The sequence below is a fragment of the Cryobacterium sp. TMT1-19 genome, from assembly GCF_004403055.1.
GTDB classification, from domain to species: Bacteria; Actinomycetota; Actinomycetes; order Actinomycetales; family Microbacteriaceae; genus Cryobacterium; species Cryobacterium sandaracinum.
Genome location: NZ_SOHB01000061.1, coordinates 1 through 19,153 on the forward strand (window position 1 = coordinate 1; position 19,153 = coordinate 19,153).

A 19,153-nucleotide genomic window follows, 5' to 3' on the forward strand; every position below is an offset into this window, starting at 1 on the left:
GCGTGCGCGCCGGGCAGGCGCGGGCCGACGCGCTCGCGAAACAGCAGACTGCCGCGCGGGCGGCGGCCGAGGAGGCAGCCCGGCGTGCGGTCATCCGTCGCCGTCAGGTGGATGCCGCCAGCCGGGTGGCCGAGGCGCTCCCGCTGGTGCTTGCCTCGGTCGACGCCTCCGCCAGCGAGGCCAGGCTGCGCCTGGCCACCGCCGAGGCGGAGCGCAGCAGCCAGAACGAGGAAATCGCGGCGCTGCGCCGGGAGGACAGCGCCCTGCGCGCCCGGTTGCAGGCCGTCACCGAGACCGTGCACGGCCTGGAACTGGCCATCTACGAGAAGAAGCTGCACCTGTCCGGGCTGCTCGAGCGCGCCGTCAGCGACCTCGGTCTGACCGAAGACGTGCTCGTGGCCGAGTACGGGCCCGACCAGCCGATCCCGGGCGCCGTCCAGAACAGCTCAGACCCGACCGCCGAACCCGTCCGCTTCGACCGGGACGACCAACAGCGCCGCCTGACCGTCGCCGAGCGCCGCTACGCCCAGCTCGGCCGAGTGAACCCGCTGGCCCTCGAGGAGTTTGCCGCGCTCGAGCAGCGGCACCGCTTCCTCACTGAGCAGCTCACCGACCTCACCAACACGCGCCGCGACCTGCTCACCATCATCGAGGAGATCGACGAGAAGATGGGTGCCATCTTCGGCAGCGCCTTCGACGACACCCAGGCGGCGTTCGCCGAGGTGTTCCCGGTGCTGTTCCCGGGCGGGAGCGGCAGCATCCGTCTCACCGATCCCGACAGCCTGCTCACGACCGGCATCGAGGTCTCGGTCAAGCCCGCCGGCAAGAAGATCGAGCGGCTCTCGCTGCTGTCGGGCGGGGAGCGCTCGCTCGCTGCCGTGGCCCTGCTGATCGCCATCTTCAAGGCCCGCCCGAGTCCGTTCTACATCATGGACGAGGTCGAGGCTGCCCTCGACGACGCCAACCTCGGCCGGCTGCTGACTATCTTCGAGGACCTGCGCGCCACCAGTCAGCTCATCGTGATCACCCACCAGAAACGCACGATGGAGATCGCGGATGCCCTTTACGGCGTCTCGATGCGCCTCGATGGGGTCTCGGCCGTGGTCGGGCAGCGCATCGCGAAGGATGACGAGCAGGCATCCTGACACGTCGCCGCTGATCGCCGCTGTCGAGTGAAGAACGTTAGCGCAGTACGGCCAGGAGTCGCGCGCAGGCCTCGTCGACCCGGCGGCAGGCCATGCTGCAGGTGTGCCAGCCCGGATGCAGCCGGGCCATGTTCTCGCAGGCCGCGATCGATGCCCGGGCGGCCTCGCGGCAGGTTTCCAGCAGCGCGATGGTCATCAGCCCGTCCTTGCGCGCATGCCAGAACAGCAGCTGGCTCGTCGACGAGCACACCTCGATACAGTCCAGGTCGGCGAAGAAGCAGCGGGTGATGTCGCCGTTGCCCTTGATGCGGAGGCAGGCGTCCGCGCAGTCCTCGCTTACCGTCACGAGCGCGTCGCACGCCGCGATGCACCGGTTGATCCCGGTGCGCACACTCTCGGGCCCTGTGCTGACTGCCATGCCGACACCCTAGACCGGGTCCGGGCGGCTGTCGGGGGGCTTGCACATTCCTGCTCGGAAGGACGTGCCGTGACGTGGACGATGCCGACACAAGAGGGTGAGGTCTGGGCCGTCACCCCATCATTCTGCCGGGTCGGGTCGCTCGTGTGACGGCACGAATCGCACGAACGAGCGTTATCGGGGCGGTGCCGCTCCCGGTCCGCACCATCGGTTCGGAGGTCCTCCGCTCGGTACGCGCCGGCTGCGCCGCTTCGCGCGAGGCACACCTGGGGCGCAGCGGCGCAGATACCGCGCGAGCCATAGGCTGTAGGTATGGCAGAACGCACCCCCTGGTCTCTCTCCGGCGCACTGCGCGGCATGTTCGCGAAGAAGCTCATCGACGCCGAAACCTGGGAAGACCTCGAAGACGCGCTCATCCAGGCCGACTTCGGTCCCAGCATCACGGAGGCGGTCGTGGCCGACCTGCGGGCCAAGGTCGCCAGGTACAACACGACCGACCCGACCGACCTGCAACGGATGCTGCGCGAAGGCCTCGAGGAACGGCTCTCCAAGCTCGACTCCACCCTCAACCTCAGCGCGCGGCCTGCCGTCGTGCTCGTCGTCGGCGTCAACGGCGTCGGCAAGACCACCACGATCGGCAAATTCGCGAAGTTCCTGCGCACCTACAACCGCAGCGTGCTGATCGGGGCGGCAGACACGTTCCGTGCGGCCGCCGTGGAACAGCTGGCAACCTGGGCCGAACGGGCGGGCGCCGACATCGTGCGGCCGCAGGCCCACGGCCAGGACCCGGCATCCGTCGCCTTCCAGACCGTCGAGCGGGCCATGAAAGACGGCACGGAGATCGTGATCATCGACACCGCCGGGCGGCTGCAGACCAAGGGCGGCCTGATGGACGAACTCACCAAGATCCGCAAGGTGATCGAGAAGCAGACCCCGATCGCCGAGGTGCTCCTCGTGCTCGACGCGACGACCGGCCAGAACGGCCTGGCCCAGGCCGAGGCCTTCATCCAGCACGCCGGCGTGACCGGGCTCGTGCTCACCAAACTGGACGGATCCGCCAAGGGCGGCTTTGTGCTCGCCGTGCAGGAGAAGACCGGCATCCCCATCAAGCTCGTGGGCCAGGGCGAGGGCATCAACGACCTCACCGGTTTCACGCCGCACGTTTTCGCACAAAAACTCGTCGGATAGGACAGTCATGACCATCGAACACGATTTCTTCGGAATTCTCGGCAGTGACGATGCTGGCGAGGTCTGCTGGTCGGATTCGGCCGAACTGGGCGACCAGGACGTGCAGATCGACCTCAGCTTCCCCGACGAGGAGTCCGTCTCGGCCGAAGCGCTCGACATTGCGGCGGCCATGGTCAACGACATCGAGGGACTCGATTCGCAGGCCCGCGAATCGCTCGTGGCCGACCTCAGCAAGGAGGGCTCGGTGACGGGCGCCTACATCACGACCGAACTCGACGAAATGGATCCCGAGGTTCTCGACGACGCCCTGATCTGGGATTCGGGCGACAAACAAATCGATTTTCTGCGCTCCATCCAGCTGCAGCGGATCGGTTTCCACCCGCACCACTTCCGTAGCGAGGAGCACTTCGCGGTGCTCGAGTACTCGATCAGCCCCGATGACACCGACGCCCTGCTCGTGGTCACGATCGACGTGCACGGCGACCCCGTGCTGATCGCCGTCGAGCAGTAGCGCAGCAGTCCGGTCGGACGTCGGTGCTCCCTACTGGATGGTGCCCTTGGCCGGGTCGCCGAACGGCACGTTCTGCAGCACCTTGACGTCCGTGGAGACGGCCAGTGCCTCATCGGTGAGCGCACCAAGTTCGGTGATTCCCGCGCCGGTCGCGTGCACCGCGAGGTCGGCGACGCTGGCCCAGCGCTCGACCATGACCACCAGGTCACCGTCGGTGTGCGCGGCATTCAGTTCGCAGCCGGTCTCGGCGTGCACCGTGGGGGAGACCACGGCGAACGCGTCCAGGATCTCCTGGCTGCGACCGGGCTTCGGGGTGAGTACGGCGACGACGACGACGGACATGGTGACTCCTGGCTTCGGATGCGGTTTGCGCACCCGAACAAACGTAGGCTCCGCGACCGGTTAAACTAAACGCATCATGGCTACTTTTGGAAACCTCTCAGATCGCCTAGCCGAGACGTTCAAGAATCTCCGCACCAAGGGCAAGCTCAGCGCGGCGGATGTCGACGGCACCGTTCGCGAGATCCGGCGCGCACTGCTCGACGCCGACGTCGCCCTCGAGGTGGTCAAGGACTTCACCGGCAAGGTGCGCGAGCGTGCCCTCGGCGACGAGGTCAGCAAGGCGCTGAACCCGGCCCAGCAGGTCGTCAAGATCGTCAACGAGGAGCTCGTCGAGATCCTCGGCGGTCAGCAGCGCCGACTCGAATTCGCCAAGAAGCCGCCGACCATCATCATGCTCGCCGGCCTCCAGGGTGCCGGTAAGACCACCCTCGCCGGCAAGCTCGCGAAGTGGCTCGCGAAAGACGGCCACACCCCGATCCTGGTCGCGGCCGACCTGCAGCGCCCGAACGCGGTCACCCAGCTCGAGGTCGTCGGCGCCCAGGCGGGCGTGCCCGTCTACGCGCCCGAGCCCGGCAACGGCGTCGGCAACCCGGTCAAGGTTGCCCGCGACGGCGTCAAGTACGCGCAGCAGAAGATGCACGACGTGGTCATCGTCGACACCGCCGGACGCCTCGGCGTCGACGCGGAGATGATGAAGCAGGCCGCGGACATCCGCACGGCCATCGACCCCGACGAAGTGCTCTTCGTGATCGACGCCATGATCGGCCAGGACGCGGTGGCCACCGCCAAGGCGTTCCAGGACGGCGTCGACTTCACCGGCGTGGTGCTCTCCAAGCTCGACGGCGACGCGCGCGGCGGTGCGGCCCTGTCCGTGGCCTCGATCACCGGCCGTCCGATCATGTTCGCGTCGACCGGTGAGAGCCTCGACGACTTCGAGCCGTTCCACCCCGACCGCATGGCCAGCCGCATCCTCGACCTCGGTGACATCCTCACCCTGATCGAGCAGGCGCAGGGTGCCTTCGACGAAGACGAAGCACGCAAGATGGCGGAGAAGTTCTCCACCGACAGTTTCACCCTCGACGACTTCCTCGGGCAGATGCAGCAGCTGCGCAACATGGGTTCGATCAAGAAGATGATGAGCATGCTCCCCGGCGCCGGCGCCATGAAGCAGCAGCTCGAGAACTTCGACGAGCGCGAGATCGTGCGCACCGAGGCCATCATCCAGTCGATGACCAAGGCCGAGCGCACCACCCCGAAGCTGTTGAACGGATCCCGTCGGCTGCGCATCGCCCGCGGCGCCGGATCGACCGTGACCGAGGTCAACCAGCTCGTGTCGCGATTCGAGCAGGCCGCCAAGATGATGAAGACGGTCGCCAAGGGCGGCATGCCCAACATCCCCGGCATGGGCCCGGTCCCCGGCGGCATGGGCGGCGGCGGCCGTGGCAAGCCGCAGCCCAAGAAGAAGGGCTCGAAGTCGGGCAACCCGGCCAAGCGCGCGGCGGAGAATCTGGCGATCGCGTCCGGTGAGAAGCCCGCTGGCGCGGGCCCCGGTGCGGGCGGCGGCACGGGCTTCGGCCTCGGCGGCGCCAGGAAGGCGGGCGGTCCCACCGAAGACGAGATGGCCGCCCTGCAGAAGATGCTCGGTCGGTGACACTGCGCCGCAAACGCTGAGCCGCTGACTGCGCTGCGGATGCCCCCGGCCGCCGGTTTAGGATGAGCGCATGACCTCCTCCACGCCCTCCTCCACGCCTTCCTCCACGGCCGACCGGGTGCGTATCGGTGTGCAAATCGCCCCGCAGCACGCCCTCTATCCGAAGATCCGGGTGACCGTGGCGGAGGTCGAGGCCCTGGGCACGGACATCGCGTTCGACTGGGACCACTTCTTTCCGCTCTCCGGCGAAGAGAACGGCCTCCACTTCGAGTCTTGGACGCTCCTCGCGGCCTGGGCGGAGCAGACCTCCACCATCGAGCTGGGCGCGCTGGTCAACTGCAATGGCTACCGCAACCCCGACCTGCAGGCCGACATGGCGCGCACCATCGACCACATCAGCGGCGGCCGGTTCATCTTCGGCACCGGCTCCGGCTGGTTCGAGCGCGACTACGACGAGTATGGCTTCGAGTTCGGCACCGCGGGCACCCGCCTGGACGCCCTCGAAGCCGACCTCCCGCGGATCGAGGCGCGCTGGGCGAAGCTGAACCCGCCGCCCCTGCGCGACATCCCGGTGCTGATCGGCGGCGGGGGCGAGAAGAAGACCCTCCGGATCGTGGCGAGACATGCGGACATCTGGCATTCGTTTTCCACTCCCGCGGTGCTCGAGCACAAGCTCGGCGTGCTCTCGAAGTGGTGTGACACGGTGGGCCGGGATCTCTCCGAGATCGAGATCTCCACCGAGCTGCGGGCCCGTACCGTAACCGAGGCCGACGAGCTCTATGACCTAGGCGCCCGCCTCTTCACCCTTGGGCTGTCCGGCCCGCACTACGACCTGGCCTCGCTCACTGACTGGCTCGCCTGGCGCGACACAAAAAACGCGCTCGAGACGGGCTGCACCCGAGATGCGTGAGTCCTAATCGAGTGGTGGTATGGCTCCCGGATGGTCAGTCCTGCCCGCACCACGTGGACGCTGATCATTACAGGCGGAACGCCGGCTTCGGTGGTGAACCAATTCGACGGAGATTTTGGTGTGAAACGGGTTTTTCGGTGTGTGACGGGCCGATTCCGCCAAAATCTCCGTCGAATTCGTTGGGGACGGAGTTGCTGCAGGGCCGCGGACCCGAGAGACACGATAACCGGAACGCACTCACATCCCGCGTCACGGTCCACTGCCTGCCTGCGTCGACATCACGAACACCCGGCTCGGAACCCCCAAGCCGCGATCCCGCATCGTCCACGGCCATGAGGGCTCACTCAGCTATGCGGGGAGGCCCGTGCGGAGTTCGCGGGTCAGCGACTTCACGACGGCCGGCAGGCTGCCGCCGTGCGCCTCGGCGACGCGCAGCTGCCGCTGGTAGCTCGCACCCGCGGTGATGATCCGGTTCAGGCTCTGCAGCTCGTCCAGGCAGCCCAGACGCTCGGCGACGGGGGAGAGGATGCCGATCAGCCGGCGCACATCGTCGGTCACCAGGCTTTCGGCGCCCGCGGCATCCGTGATGATCTCGGCGTCCAGGCCGTAGCGAGCGGCCCGCCATTTGTTCTCGCGAACGAACCACGGCTGCATCGACCCGACCGTCTCGCCGGCGTCGAGACGCTTAGACATCCAGTCGACCAGGCACTGGATGAACGCGGCGATGGCGCCGAGTTCCTCCGTCGTGGACACGCCGTCGCAGGCGCGCACCTCGATGGTTCCCCATCGCGGCGACGGACGGATGTCCCAGCGCACCTCGGTCGCGTCCTCGATCACCCCGGTGGCGGTCATATCGGCCACGTAGCGCTCCCAGGCCTCCCAGTCCTGCAGGATCCACGGCAGGCCGGCGGTGGGCAACTGCTGGAACATGAGGGCGCGGTTGGAGGCGTAGCCGGTGTTCACGCCGGCCCAGAACGGGCTCGACGCCGACAGGGCCTGCAGGTGCGGCAGGTAGCCGAGCAGGCCGTTCAAAATCGGGATGACCTTGGCCTTGTCCTCGATCCCCACATGCACGTGGATGCCCCAGATCATCATGTTGCGGCCCCACCACTGGGTGCGGTCGATCAACCGGTGGTAGCGGGCCTTGTCCGTGACCTTCTGGTCGAACCACTGGCTGAACGGATGCGATCCGCTAGAGATGAGTTCGACGCCCCGCGGATCCGTGATGGCGCGCACCTCGTCAACCTGGACGGCGACATCCGTGACGGCGCCCGCAACTGTATGGTGCACCCCCGACACGAGTTCGACCGTGTTCAGGAGCAATTCCCCGGTGATGTGCGGATGCGGCGTGCCGTCGGGCGCAGCCAGAGCCGTCAGCACCTCTTCGGCCAGGCAGACCAGGTCACCCGACTCGCGGTCGACGAGGGCGAGTTCCCACTCGATGCCAATGGTTGACCGTTTCGACCGGGCAAATTCGATCCCCATGCGCGGTCCTTCCGATCCTGGTTCACCCCTTCGGGCGTGGTTGTGTGACAATCCTGACACCGATTGGCGAAGCGGCGCTTCAGCCGGCCGCGGGTCCGGTGATGACCGCGCCGCCCAGCCGGTCGATTATCAGAAAGTCGTCGATGTCTGACAGAATGATCAGTCGAGTTCTCTTGCGTCCGACCCTCTACTCAGGCGCAGGAAAAACCTTATTGAGCTTGTGCCGAGTGTGCCCCCACGCTCACGGCCCCCAGTTCGCCAAAAATCAAATACACAGGAGAATTGTGGCTGTCAAAATTCGTTTGAAGCGCATGGGCAAGATCCGTGCACCGTACTACCGCATCGTCGTTGCCGACGCGCGCACCAAGCGCGATGGTCGTGTCATCGAAGAGATCGGCATCTACCACCCCACGCAGGAGCCCTCCATCATCGAGGTCAAGTCCGAGCGTGCCCTGTACTGGCTGGGCGTTGGAGCACAGCCGACAGAGCAGGTTGAGGCTCTCCTCAAGCTGACCGGCGACTGGGGCATCTTCAAGGGTGACAAGAACGCCGTCAGTACCGTGAAGTTCAAGGAGCCGAAGGCTCCGTTCGTCGCCGACGAGAAGAAGAAGCCGGTTCTGAAGCCGAAGGCCGTCAAGCCTGTGGCCAAGGAAGAGGCACCCAAGGAGACCGAGGCTGCCGCGGAGGCAACCGAAGAGGACAAGGCGTAATTTTGCTCGCTCCCGCGCTTGAGCACCTCGTCAAGGGGATCGTCGATCACCCGGACGATGTGCATGTTGTGACCCAGACGTCCCCACGGGGCGAGGTTCTCGAGGTTCGTGTGAGCCCCGAAGACCTTGGCCGCGTGATCGGGCGTTCCGGGCGCACCGCCAAGGCACTGCGCACCCTCGTGGCCGCGCTGGCCGACGGCCGGCGCGTGCGCGTTGACGTCGTCGACACCGATTTCTGAACTGGTAAATGAGTAGTTGGATATGAGTTCGGTGAACGACAGTACGACTCCGCGCAGCCAGTTGAGGGTGGGGCGCCTGACCAAGGCGCACGGTCTCAAGGGAGCGATCAAGCTGGAATTGTTCACGGATGACCCGGGACGTCGTTTCGTCCCGGGCGCCGTGTTCACCCTGCAGGTGCCCACGGGTTCACCCTGGCACGGCAAGAAAATCGAGCTCGTCGAGCTCCGCTGGTACAACCAGCACGCGGTGGGCTTCTTCAAGGATGTCCCCGACCGTGAAGCGGCCGAAGCCCTCGCCAAGGCGATCCTCTGGATCGACCAAGACGACGCGGAACAGTCCGGCGAAGAAGACGCCTGGTACGACCACCAGTTGATCGGCCTCTCCGTCGTGCGCGACGGCGTCCAGATCGGAACCATCGCGCGGCTGGAGCACCTTCCCGCGCAGGACCTGTTGATCGTGAAGACCCCCGCCGCCGAGGTCATGATCCCATTCGTGAAGGCCATCGTGCCCTCCGTCGACATCGCGACCGGCATCGTCACCATCACCCCGCCTCCCGGCTTGCTCGAAGAGCTCCCGGAGGAACCGGACGACGACGATGACAACGTCGACAATAGTGACAACACCGCAGCCACGGCTGCCCCCGAAACTGAATCAGAACCCCAGGCCGAGGTTGACGGAGCCCCCGGCCGGAGCTGAAACACCTCCTCGGGGAGAGGCGCGCCGCGCCCGACCGGCTCCCCACCTCGTCACGACGCGGCAGACCTCTTATTGGAGCACCGGCGCATGTCGTACGTTAAACCGAGCCAACTCGTCGATGACATCACTCACTCCGGCATGCTTAAAACGCAACTGACCCTGGGGCAAATGGTGATGCGGGGTGCGCTTGCCGGGGCGATTCTCGGAGCGGCCACGACCGTCGCCTTAACCGCCACGGCCCAGACCGGGCTGCCGATCGTCGGGGCCGTGCTCTTCCCGGTCGGCTTCGCGATGATCCTGCTATTGGGTCTCGAGCTGGTCACCGGTAGCTTCGCCCTTGTCCCGCTTGCGATCATGGAAAGGCGCACGACGGTCACCCGGGGACTCAGGAACTTCTTCGTGGTCATTCTCGCCCACCTCTTCGGGGCCGGACTGTACGCCTTCCTCTACACGACGTCGATCACTTATCTGGGCACGGACATGTCCGACCCGATGGTCCAGGCCATCATCGACCTCGCCGAGCACAAGGTGCTGCCCTACGAGGCGGTCGGTGCCGGCGGCATCCTTGTCGTGATCATCAAGGCCATGCTCTGCAACTGGATGGTCGCCATCGGCACCATCATGTTCTATACGTCCAAGTCCACGGGGGGCAAGATCCTCGCGATGTGGCTGCCGGTGACGACCTTCTTCAGCCTCGGCCTCGAGCACGCGATCGTCAACATGTTCGCGATCCCGGCCGGCATCATGCTCGGCGCCGACGTCACGGTCGGGCAGTGGTGGGTATGGAACCAGGCCCCGGTGCTCCTCGGCAACGTCCTGGGCGCCATCCTCTTCACCGCGCTGCCAATCTACTTCTCGCACCGTACCCATGTGAACCGCGCCCCGGCATCCGGTGAAGCAGTCGACGTCGACGCGGAGGTGGCCGCCGAGGCGACCGAGCCTGCCGAACCCACGCTCGTTCGCTCGTAGACTTCTCCCGTGCGTATCGACATCATCACGATCTTTCCGGAGTTCTTCTCCGTCCTCGACGTCTCCCTGGTCGGCAAGGCCCGGCAATCGGGGCTGATCGACCTTCGGGTGCACAACCTGCGCGACCACACCCACGACCGGCACCACTCCGTCGACGACACGCCCTACGGCGGCGGCGCCGGCATGGTGATGAAGCCGGAGCCATGGGGTGACGCGATCGACGCGATCCTCACCGACGTGCACCTGGGTGCCGAGCCGTCGGATGCGTCCGTCATGCCCGAAACGACGGCGACGGATGCCAGTCCGCTCCTGATCTTCCCGTCCCCGGCTGGGGATTTGTTCACGCAGGCCATGGCCCGGGAGTTGGCCGAGGAATCAAACCTCATCTTCGGCTGCGGACGCTACGAGGGCATCGACCAGCGGGTCTTCGACCACTTCGAGCAGGACGGGCGGGTGCGCTTGGTCAGTCTCGGCGACTACGTGCTCAACGGGGGAGAGGTGGCCGTGATGGCCATAATCGAGGCCGTCGGTCGTCTGATCCCGGGGGTCGTCGGCAACCCGGAAAGCCTTGTCGAGGAATCCCACGAGGACGGCCTCCTCGAATATCCGAGCTACACGAAGCCCGCGGCCTGGCGCGGCCTCGACGTTCCGTCGGTGTTGCTCAGTGGCAACCACGGCGCCGTCGCGGCGTGGCGGCGGGAGCAGCAATTCTTGCGCACGGCCCGGGTGCGCCCGGACCTTCTGCCGCCAGCGAACTGAGCTCGCCGGAGCAGGTCGCCCGGGTAGTCTGATTCCGTGTTCGTACGCAGGTTCTTCTACTACTGGCAGTTCATTGCCGTCCTCGTGCTTCCGGCGTGGCTCCTGGTCGGCGCCTCCGTTTACGGCAGCGGCGGCTGGGACGTGGTCGGCAGCTTCTTCAGCGGCCTCGTGGTCGGTGTGGGCCTGCTCGCCGTGAGCCTGATCTTCTTCGCCCGCACCGAGGTGCGCAGCACCCGCATGGTGTCGTGGGCCGACGTGGGCATCCTCACGCTCTGGCACGCCCTGATCGTGGGCATGGGCTTTACCTACGGCGTCGCGCCGGGCCTCGCCGCGCTGGTGATCGTGGTCGGAATCGGCGCGTTCTGGTTCGCCATCTGGGAGCTGATCGCCGCCGCCCGCCGCAGCATGCGGGCCATGATGCTCCTGGTCGAGGAGACGGCGAGGGGCCCCGCGTTCCTGCCGACCGTGCCGCCCACGCTGCCGCCGACCGACGGTTTCAACCCCACGCCGGATCCCTCCGTCATCATCGTGCGCGAGCATCCACTCCGCCCGCCCGGGGAGTCGTTCGAGAAGAAGGAATCCGGGAAGAAGCACGGTCAGGCGCCGGAGGCCTGACCTTCACCCAGCTTTTGCGGGCATGGTGCGTTTCGTGACATAATCATCGTTTGTGCCGTGGCAAGCCTCTGCCACAGGGGAGCTGCAACGTATCGGCACGAAACAAACTCATTCATTTGCTGATTCGCTCGCCTCGCGTGTCGGATCGCATAAGCCGTAGTCGTCCTGTGGCGGATACAGAGAGCGAACAGTATGCATATTCTCGACCAGGTGGATGCCCCATCCCTCCGCAAGGACATTCCGGCGTTCCGCGCCGGCGACACCGTCAAGGTCCACGTCAACATCGTTGAGGGCGCTCGCTCTCGTGTGCAGGTCTTCCAGGGAGTCGTCATCGGACGCTCCGGCGAAGGCGTGCGCGAAACGTTCTGCGTACGCAAGGTCAGCTTCCAGGTCGGCGTCGAGCGTACCTTCCCGGTGCACTCCCCGGTGATCGACCGCATCGAGGTCGTCACCCGTGGTGACGTGCGTCGCGCGAAGCTGTACTACCTGCGCAACCTGCGCGGCAAGAAGGCCAAGATCAAGGAGAAGCGCGACTAACACCCGTCGCAGTCGACTTCCAGCTTGCGCTGGATTCCCCCTGAGCTCCTCACCCGTACACTGGGTCAGGAGCTCAGGCGGTTTAATGACAGATAATTCTCTGCCCACGCGATCCAATCGCCAGGGAACAGAAACAAAGCGCAAGAAGCGCGGCGTTGCACTCTTTATACGTGACCTGCTGGTCATCTTCGTGGTGGCGCTGCTCATCTCGTTCCTGATCAAGACGTTCCTGGTGCGCTCGTTCTACATTCCCTCCGGGTCGATGGAGACCACCCTCCTGATCAACGACCGGATCATCGTGAACCAGCTCGAACCGAAACTGATCCCGGTCGAACGCGGCGACGTCGTCGTGTTCCGGGATCCGGGCGGCTGGCTGCTGCCGCAGGCGCCCCTCGAGCAGAACGCCGTCATCGCCGCCGTGGACTGGGTCATGGCCGCGGTGGGGCTGTCGGCGCCGGACAGCAACGACCACCTGATCAAACGCGTCATCGGGCTGCCGGGCGACCACGTCACCTGCTGCAACCCGCTCGGCCAGATGAGCGTCAACGACGTGCCTCTGTCCGAACCCTATGTGTCTCTGCCGACCGGGGAGACGAGCGTTTCGCAGGACGACTTCGACATCGTCGTGCCGGACGGCTCGCTCTGGGTGATGGGTGACAACCGCTACAACTCCAAGGACTCCCGCTACAACACCGAGACCCCCGGCAAGGGGTTCGTGCCCATCGACAACGTCGTCGGGCGCGCCCTCGTGATCAGCTGGCCGACCGCGCGCTGGTCCTGGCTCGACGACTTCCCGGAGGTCTTCCAGGGCGTCCCCACGGAGACGAGGTAGGGAATGGTCGTGGATCCGACCCTCGACGTCGAACGGGCGTTGCTGGCCGCCGGGGCGACCTGCGTGATCGGTGTCGACGAGGTCGGCCGCGGCGCCCTTGCCGGTCCGGTGGGGGTAGGTGTGGCCGTCGTCAACGCCTCAGCTTCGGCCTTCCCGGCCGGTTTGCGCGACTCCAAGATGCTCAGTGAACCCCGGCGCGGGCTCCTCGCGCCGCTGGCTGTCGCCTGGGCACTGCACTCAGCGGTCGGCCTCGCGACGCCGCTGGAGGTCGACCAACTGGGCATCATCGCCGCGCTCGGCCTGGCCGGCAAGCGGGCCCTCGCGCATCTGTTCGCGGCCGGGGTCGACATCACCGGCGCCGTGGTGCTCCTGGACGGCAACGACGACTGGCTGAACAGGGCACTGAGCACTCCGCTCAACGTGGTGACCCGCGTGCGGGCCGACCAGGACTGCGCGTCGGTGGCCGCGGCATCCGTGATCGCGAAGGTGCACCGCGACGCTCTGATGATCGAGGCGGATGCCGTGACGCCCGGCTACGAGTGGGCCGGCAACAAGGGCTACGGCAGCCCCGCCCACATGGCGGCGATCGCCCTGCTCGGACCCACCCTGCTGCATCGCAAATCCTGGCTGAAGATCACAGCGTAGGATTGAGGAACCATGGAAGAAGATGAATTCGAGGACTACGACCGCGAGGTCGAGCTGGCCCTGTACCGCGAGTACCGAGACGTTGTGGGGCAGTTTCAGTACGTCGTCGAGACCGAACGACGCTTCTATCTCGCGAACGAGGTCGAACTGGTGCGCCGTGACACGGAGCACGACTTCTACTTCGAATTGACCATGAAAGATGTCTGGGTCTGGGACGTCTACCGTTCCGACCGGTTCGTGAAGTCGGTGCGGGTGCTGACCTTCAAAGACGTCAACGTCGAGGAACTCGCGTCCAAGGAGTTCGAACTGCCGAAGGAACTCGCGCTCGACGAGTAGCACAACGAAGACTCAGGCCGGGGGGTCTGCACACTCGGCGCAACGATGCGGTCGAGAACGAAGGGTATGTCTTTTGCTTCAGGAATCTGATCGCGCTCTGGCCTCGTGGATCAACCGGGAGGCACTCGCTGAAGAGATGATCCCCTTGATCGGCCGTCTGTATCGGGAAAATCACGTCGTCACGAGCGTGCACGGCCGGGGACTGGTCAACCAGTCGGTGATCGGACTGCTCAAGGCGCACCGCTTCGCGCGCCACATCGACGATGTGGAACTGCCCCTGGAGGAGACCCTGCCGCTACTGCAGACCCTCAGCACCCTCCGGCTCGGGACCGCGTCGATCGACCTCGGCCGGCTGGCCATGGCCTACAAACTCGAGGGTGCCGGGCGCGGCCGGGAGGAATTCCTCCGGGCCGAGCTGGCGGATGTCGTCGACCGGCAGGGTGACTTCGTCACCGCGGGCACGGATGTCGTGCTGTACGGCTTCGGCCGGATCGGACGTCTCCTCGCGCGCATCCTGATTGACCACGCCGGCGGGGGACAGGGTTTGCGCCTGCGGGCCATCGTGGTGCGCCGCGGGTCGGATAACGACATCGTCAAGCGGGCGAGCCTGCTGCGCCGCGACTCGGTGCACGGACCATTCGAGGGCACCATCACCGTCGACCCGGTGGGCAACACGATCCTCGCCAACGGCACGCTGATCCAGGTCATCTACTCGAGCGACCCGGCCACCGTCGACTACACCCGATACGGCATCCAGAACGCTGTCGTGGTCGACAACACGGGACGCTGGCGCGACGCCGACGGACTCCGCCAGCACCTGGCCTGCCCGGGTGTCGCCCGGGTGCTGCTCACGGCTCCGGGCAAGGGCGCGCTGAAGAACATCGTGCACGGCATCAACCACGACGCCATCACCGCGGACGACGCCATCATCACGGCGGCATCCTGCACCACCAACGCGATCACGCCCGTGCTCAAGGCCGTGAACGACCGCTTCGGTATCCGGGAAGGCCATGTGGAGACGGTGCACTCGTTCACCAACGACCAGAACCTGATCGACAACTTCCATTCGGGCGACCGCCGCGGGCGCAGCGCCGCCCTGAACATGGTGATCACCGAGACAGGGGCCGCGAAGGCCGTCGCCAAGGCGCTGCCCGAGCTGGCCGGCAAGCTCACCGGCAACGCCATCCGGGTGCCCACGCCCGACGTGTCGATGGCGATCCTCAACCTCACCCTCACGCAGGGCACCACCAAGGACGAGCTCAACACCTACCTGCGCACCATGTCGCTGCACTCCGAGCTGCACAAGCAGATCGACTACATCGACTCGCCCGAGGTGGTCTCCAGCGACTTCCTCGGCTCCCGCCGGGCCGGCATCGTCGACGGCCTGGCCACCATCTGCACCGACACGAAGGTCGTGCTGTACGTCTGGTACGACAACGAATACGGGTACAGCTGCCAGGTCATCCGGGTGCTCGAGGAGATGGCGGGCGTGCATCCGCCGGTGTTCCCGAAGGTGTTGATCGAGTCGGTCGCCCTGGTCTGAGTCACTCTGGTCTGAGTCACCCTGGTCTGAGTCACTCTGGTCTGAGTCACCCTGGTCTGAGTCACCGAGCGGCGTTGGCCCGGGTTCGGGTCAGCGCGGCCGGGGCTCGCAGATCACGACCGGGATATCACGGCCGGTTTTCTGCTGGTAGCCGTCGTAGCCCCGATAGGCCGCCACGATCTGCGGCCACAGCTCGGCTTTCTCCGCGGGGGACGCGGTCCGCGCCCGCAGCTTCAGGGTGGTGCCGCGCACGGTCAGCTCGACGTCGGGGCTCGCGACCAGGTTGAGATACCACTGCGGGTGGCGGTCGTCGCCGCCCTTCGAGGCGATCAGCACGAAGCGCTGGTGCCCGTGCACGGGGGCGGTGAGCATGGTCGTGCGACGCTTGCCGCTGGAGCGGCCGATGGTGTGCAGCTCGACCGCCGGCATCGACCCGAACGAGGCGAGCAGGCGCCCGCCGGAGGCCGTCAGCACCGCGCGGTGCAGCACGCTCATCGTCTTCATCTGCAGATCCGTCAGCCGATTGCGCAGTCCCATGCCTCCAGCCTACGAGGTGAACAGGGGCGACCGACGGATGTCCCGGCGTCTTCTGCCCCGCTACAGCGGCAGCGCCCCGGCAATGTCCACCAGCGTGGCCTCCAGGTTGACGTCCCAGGTCTCCAGCAGCGCGAACAGCACGCCGTAGCCCGCATAGGCGGTGACCGGGATCAGCAGCAGCCACTCCCGCAGGGAGCCGGCGTTGCCCAGCACCGGCACGGACAGGTAGCCGCCCGATGACCACAGATTCTCGAGCACCGGCACCCGGCGCCACCATCTGGGCGGTTTCGGGATCCACGGCCAAAACAGGGGCAGCCCGCCGGTGGTGAGCAGGTCGCCCAGAAGGTGCACGCCGTAGCCCAGTGTGAAGCAGATCACGAACCACGAGTGCTGCTCCGGGGCGAAAACGGCGATGAAAGCCGCCACGGCGAAGCCGATCGCCCAGGCCAGCCCCCACGACTGCTTCGAGAGGCCGAGCACCTTGGCCGCAAACGCGATCGCCGCGGCGCTCATCAGGGCCGGGCCGGCGCGCACCGGTTCCGTGGCCCAGACGGGCTCCCAGAGCACCAGACCGATCACGGTGGCGAGCAGCCACGCCGAGAACAGGCCGAGCAGGCTGTGCAGGCCGTGCCGGTGGCCGCCGGAGGCCCGGGAGATCCCCGTGGTGACGAGCCGGCCGAGCACCGGGACGGATTGCGAGATGGTGGCCGAGTTGTGGTCGGCGTCGGCGAGGAGGGCCGCCCCGGCGCAGAGCAGCGAGCCGGCGATCGTGCCGACGGGCGTCACAGGAAAGAGCCCGAGGCCGTGCCCGGCGGTCGCCGTGACGGCGATCCAGGCGGCGGCGCCGGTCATGGCATGGTGTGCACCCATCATGAGAGGGGGTCCTAACTGGTCCAAGTCTGATTCAGGCCATCGGGGGCATGCCGAGCCTCGACTGGGCCGGTTCACCAGTTCCGGTTCAACTGTAGGTGGCTTCCGCTCCCCGCCCGTGCCGGCCGGCACTAGCGTGGGGGCATGAGCACACCGGTTCCGTCCGCGCCCGCCGCGGCATCCGTCGTTGTCAGCGTCGCGGCATCCGTCGTCGTGGAGCAGGCGCTGGCCCTGGCCCCGCTGATCGACGGCCACAACGACTGGGCGTGGGAGTGCCGGCAGAGCCGCGACTACTCCGTGGAGGGTCTCGGGCGCGGTCTGTCCACCGACACCGACATCGCCAGGCTGCGGGCAGGGCAGGTCGGAGCGCAGTTCTGGTCGGTCTACGTCAGCGACGACCACACAGGCGCCGACGCCGTGCAGGGCACGCTTGAGCAGATCGACTGGGTCTACCGCCTCGCCGCGCGCTACCCCGACGACTTCGGCATCGCGCGCAGTGCCGCCGACGTGGAGGCCGCCCGAGCGATCGGGCGCATCGCCTCCCTGCTCGGCGCCGAGGGCGGACACAGCCTCAACGACTCCCCGGCCGCGCTGCGCATGTTCGCCCGGCTGGGCGTGCGCTACCTCACCCTCACCCACGTGCACAACACGACCTGGGCCGACTCGGGCACCGATGAACCCGAGCACGGTGGCCTCACACCCCGCGGCGTCGACTACGTGCACGAACTGAACCGGCTGGGCATGCTGGTCGACCTCTCGCACGTCTCCCCGGCCACGGCGCACGCGGCGTTGGACGCGTCCGACTCGCCCGTCATCTTCAGTCACAGCTCCTGCCGGGCCCTCAGTGACCACCCCCGCAATGTGCCCGACGACGTGCTGCGCCGCCTGGCCGCCAACGGCGGGGTGCTCATGCTCACCTTCGTGCCCCAATTCCTGTCCGAGGACTACTCGGTCTGGTTCGAGGGCGACCGGGCCGGGCCGGCGCCGGTCGTGACGCTGACGGATGTCGCCGATCACGTCGAACACGCCCGCCGCGTCGCCGGGATGGCCCACATCGGCCTCGGAGGCGACTTCGACGGCACCGACGAGTTCCCTGCCGGCCTCGAAGGCGTCGACGGTTACCCCGCGCTGCTGTCCGAGTTGGCCCGGCGCGACTGGCCGGCCGCCGACCTCGCGGCCCTTGCCGGCGCCAACGTGCTGCGGGTGTTGCGCGAGACGGATGCCGCGTTCGCGGCCGCCGGACACGCGGCATCCGGCGCCTCGGTGCCCCGGTTGGTGCGCTGAGCATGCCGGGCCGGCGTGTTCCGCCAACCCTGCCGGTGCCCGGCTCCGAATCAGTGTCATGACCCCTCGACGACGCCCTGCCTTCTGGATCACCGTGTGGATCGCCGCCGCCGTGCTGCTCGCGGGGGCGGTGGCCCTGGCAATGCTCGCCCAGAGCGGCGTCCTGGGCCGCGGCCTGGGCAAGGCCGACCCGGGCCCCGCGGCCCGCGGCCCCGGCGAGACCGTGGTCGCCTTCTACGGCGACTCCTACACGCGCGGCACCGGCGGCTCGGCCGCGGACAAACGTTGGTCGACCATCGTCTCGGCCGAGCGCGACTGGACCGAGGTCAACCCGAGCCGCAACGGCCTCGGCTTCGTGAACCAGCGGCGGGGGGATGATCTGATCGACCAGGTCATCGCTGCCAGGCCGGACATCGTGATCAGCACCATGGGGCTCAACGACAACTTCTCGATGCCGTCCCGCGCCGACGAGATCGAGGCGGCGATCACCCGCGACTTCGAGATGATCCGGGCGGCCCTGCCAGAGGCGCGCCTCATCGTCGTGGAGCCGTTCTGGTACACCGAGGAGCGCCCGGACTCCGTGGAGCAGATCATCGGCTGGGTTCAGGCGGCCGCGCTCGGCGCCGACGCAGACTACATCTCCGGCGCCTCCTACTGGCTCGACGGGCACCCCGAGTGGATGGCCGACGACGGCCTGCACCCCAATGACGCCGGCTACGCAGCCGTCGCCGAGCAGATGGACGCGGCGCTCGCCGCGCTGGGGCTGTAGCTGAGCGAGTCCTGATCGATTGGTTGTGTCGCTCCCGGAACGGCAGAGCTGATTGCACCGCGTGGACGCTGGTCAGCACAGACGGACCGCCGGGCCGGGGGTGGTCCTCCCCAGACGCGGCCGCGCCGCCGACCGCACAGCTTGTCGACCCCGCGAGTGCC

23 protein-coding genes are annotated in these 19,153 nt (G+C 67.0%); 18 read left to right on the forward strand and 5 right to left on the reverse strand.

Annotation, left to right across the window (positions count from 1 at the left end):
* Positions 1-1,145 (forward strand): AAA family ATPase (locus E3T40_RS14455; protein ID WP_166786651.1); only part of this gene is annotated, 1,145 nt, incomplete at its 5' end.
* A 37-nt stretch (positions 1,146-1,182) separates the two neighbouring features.
* Here the strand turns inward: E3T40_RS14455 and E3T40_RS14460 are convergent.
* A complete protein-coding gene (locus E3T40_RS14460) occupies positions 1,183-1,563 on the reverse strand; it encodes a four-helix bundle copper-binding protein (RefSeq protein WP_134544415.1) in 381 nt (126 codons plus the stop codon).
* Positions 1,564-1,875: 312 nt separating this feature from the next.
* On the opposite strand from E3T40_RS14460, the gene ftsY reads away from it, so the two are divergent.
* Positions 1,876-2,751 (forward strand): signal recognition particle-docking protein FtsY, encoded by an 876-nt coding sequence (gene ftsY / locus E3T40_RS14465; RefSeq protein WP_104103088.1) that lies wholly within the window; start codon positions 1,876-1,878, stop codon positions 2,749-2,751.
* Positions 2,752-2,758: 7 nt separating this feature from the next.
* Entirely contained in the window at positions 2,759-3,262 is a 504-nt protein-coding gene (locus E3T40_RS14470; RefSeq protein WP_104171690.1) for a DUF2004 domain-containing protein, read from the forward strand.
* A 30-nt stretch (positions 3,263-3,292) separates the two neighbouring features.
* On the opposite strand, the gene E3T40_RS14475 is transcribed toward E3T40_RS14470, so the two are convergent.
* Positions 3,293-3,604, reverse strand: coding sequence for a putative quinol monooxygenase (locus tag E3T40_RS14475; protein WP_134544418.1), 312 nt, complete (start codon positions 3,602-3,604; stop codon positions 3,293-3,295).
* Positions 3,605-3,680: 76 nt separating this feature from the next.
* Here E3T40_RS14475 and ffh point away from each other — a divergent pair, with 76 nt between their 5' ends.
* Together ffh and E3T40_RS14485 are read left to right on the forward strand one after the other, a co-directional pair.
* The gene (gene ffh / locus E3T40_RS14480; RefSeq protein WP_104103097.1) at positions 3,681-5,255 is read left to right on the forward strand and encodes a signal recognition particle protein; all 1,575 of its coding nucleotides are present in this window, start codon (positions 3,681-3,683) and stop codon (positions 5,253-5,255) included.
* A gap of 70 nt (positions 5,256-5,325) precedes the next feature.
* A complete protein-coding gene (locus E3T40_RS14485) occupies positions 5,326-6,165 on the forward strand; it encodes an LLM class F420-dependent oxidoreductase (RefSeq protein ID WP_134544421.1) in 840 nt (279 codons plus the stop codon).
* 348 nt (positions 6,166-6,513) lie between these two features.
* Here the strand turns inward: E3T40_RS14485 and E3T40_RS14490 are convergent, their stop codons facing one another.
* The gene (locus tag E3T40_RS14490) at positions 6,514-7,650 is read right to left on the reverse strand and encodes a glutamate--cysteine ligase (protein WP_104169852.1); all 1,137 of its coding nucleotides are present in this window, start codon (positions 7,648-7,650) and stop codon (positions 6,514-6,516) included.
* Between the two features lie 284 nt (positions 7,651-7,934).
* Between E3T40_RS14490 and rpsP the strand changes: the two genes are divergently transcribed.
* The 11 genes from rpsP to E3T40_RS14545 all read left to right on the forward strand — a co-directional run bounded on the left by rpsP (position 7,935) and on the right by E3T40_RS14545 (position 15,532).
* Positions 7,935-8,360 carry a 30S ribosomal protein S16 gene (gene rpsP / locus E3T40_RS14495; RefSeq protein WP_104195163.1) on the forward strand — a complete coding sequence of 142 codons (426 nt, stop codon included), beginning with the start codon at positions 7,935-7,937 and terminating at the stop codon, positions 8,358-8,360.
* Between the two features lie 2 nt (positions 8,361-8,362).
* Complete coding sequence (locus tag E3T40_RS14500) at positions 8,363-8,599, forward strand: RNA-binding protein (RefSeq protein WP_104103108.1); 237 nt, start codon at positions 8,363-8,365, stop codon at positions 8,597-8,599.
* A 22-nt stretch (positions 8,600-8,621) separates the two neighbouring features.
* Entirely contained in the window at positions 8,622-9,296 is a 675-nt protein-coding gene (gene rimM, locus E3T40_RS14505) for a ribosome maturation factor RimM (protein WP_104103111.1), read from the forward strand.
* Positions 9,297-9,383: 87 nt separating this feature from the next.
* The gene (locus E3T40_RS14510) at positions 9,384-10,265 is read left to right on the forward strand and encodes a formate/nitrite transporter family protein (protein ID WP_134343031.1); all 882 of its coding nucleotides are present in this window, start codon (positions 9,384-9,386) and stop codon (positions 10,263-10,265) included.
* A gap of 9 nt (positions 10,266-10,274) precedes the next feature.
* On the forward strand, positions 10,275-11,024 hold the full coding sequence (gene trmD / locus E3T40_RS14515) for a tRNA (guanosine(37)-N1)-methyltransferase TrmD (protein WP_134544424.1): 750 nt from the start codon (positions 10,275-10,277) through the stop codon (positions 11,022-11,024).
* A gap of 36 nt (positions 11,025-11,060) precedes the next feature.
* Positions 11,061-11,639: an MFS transporter gene (locus E3T40_RS14520; protein ID WP_134544427.1), complete on the forward strand. Its 579-nt coding sequence runs from the start codon at positions 11,061-11,063 to the stop codon at positions 11,637-11,639.
* A 192-nt stretch (positions 11,640-11,831) separates the two neighbouring features.
* On the forward strand, positions 11,832-12,176 hold the full coding sequence (gene rplS / locus E3T40_RS14525) for a 50S ribosomal protein L19 (RefSeq protein WP_104195167.1): 345 nt from the start codon (positions 11,832-11,834) through the stop codon (positions 12,174-12,176).
* A gap of 85 nt (positions 12,177-12,261) precedes the next feature.
* A complete protein-coding gene (gene lepB / locus E3T40_RS14530) occupies positions 12,262-13,008 on the forward strand; it encodes a signal peptidase I (RefSeq protein WP_104195168.1) in 747 nt (248 codons plus the stop codon).
* Between the two features lie 3 nt (positions 13,009-13,011).
* On the forward strand, positions 13,012-13,653 hold the full coding sequence (locus tag E3T40_RS14535; protein WP_104169858.1) for a ribonuclease HII: 642 nt from the start codon (positions 13,012-13,014) through the stop codon (positions 13,651-13,653).
* Between the two features lie 12 nt (positions 13,654-13,665).
* Positions 13,666-13,989 (forward strand): DUF2469 family protein, encoded by a 324-nt coding sequence (locus E3T40_RS14540; RefSeq protein ID WP_066596196.1) that lies wholly within the window; start codon positions 13,666-13,668, stop codon positions 13,987-13,989.
* Between the two features lie 73 nt (positions 13,990-14,062).
* Complete coding sequence (locus E3T40_RS14545; protein WP_134544430.1) at positions 14,063-15,532, forward strand: glyceraldehyde-3-phosphate dehydrogenase; 1,470 nt, start codon at positions 14,063-14,065, stop codon at positions 15,530-15,532.
* 90 nt (positions 15,533-15,622) lie between these two features.
* Here E3T40_RS14545 and E3T40_RS14550 read toward each other — a convergent pair whose 3' ends face one another.
* Complete coding sequence (locus E3T40_RS14550) at positions 15,623-16,069, reverse strand: nitroreductase family deazaflavin-dependent oxidoreductase (RefSeq protein WP_104169860.1); 447 nt, start codon at positions 16,067-16,069, stop codon at positions 15,623-15,625.
* A gap of 60 nt (positions 16,070-16,129) precedes the next feature.
* Positions 16,130-16,942, reverse strand: a complete 813-nt coding sequence (locus tag E3T40_RS14555) for a metal-dependent hydrolase (protein WP_104195169.1) — start codon at positions 16,940-16,942, stop codon at positions 16,130-16,132.
* Positions 16,943-17,083: 141 nt separating this feature from the next.
* On the opposite strand from E3T40_RS14555, the gene E3T40_RS14560 reads away from it, so the two are divergent.
* Both E3T40_RS14560 and E3T40_RS14565 read left to right on the forward strand, forming a co-directional pair.
* A complete protein-coding gene (locus tag E3T40_RS14560; protein ID WP_134544433.1) occupies positions 17,084-18,223 on the forward strand; it encodes a dipeptidase in 1,140 nt (379 codons plus the stop codon).
* A 58-nt stretch (positions 18,224-18,281) separates the two neighbouring features.
* Positions 18,282-18,992 (forward strand): SGNH/GDSL hydrolase family protein, encoded by a 711-nt coding sequence (locus tag E3T40_RS14565; RefSeq protein ID WP_166786652.1) that lies wholly within the window; start codon positions 18,282-18,284, stop codon positions 18,990-18,992.
* The last annotated feature ends 161 nt before the right edge of the window (positions 18,993-19,153 follow it).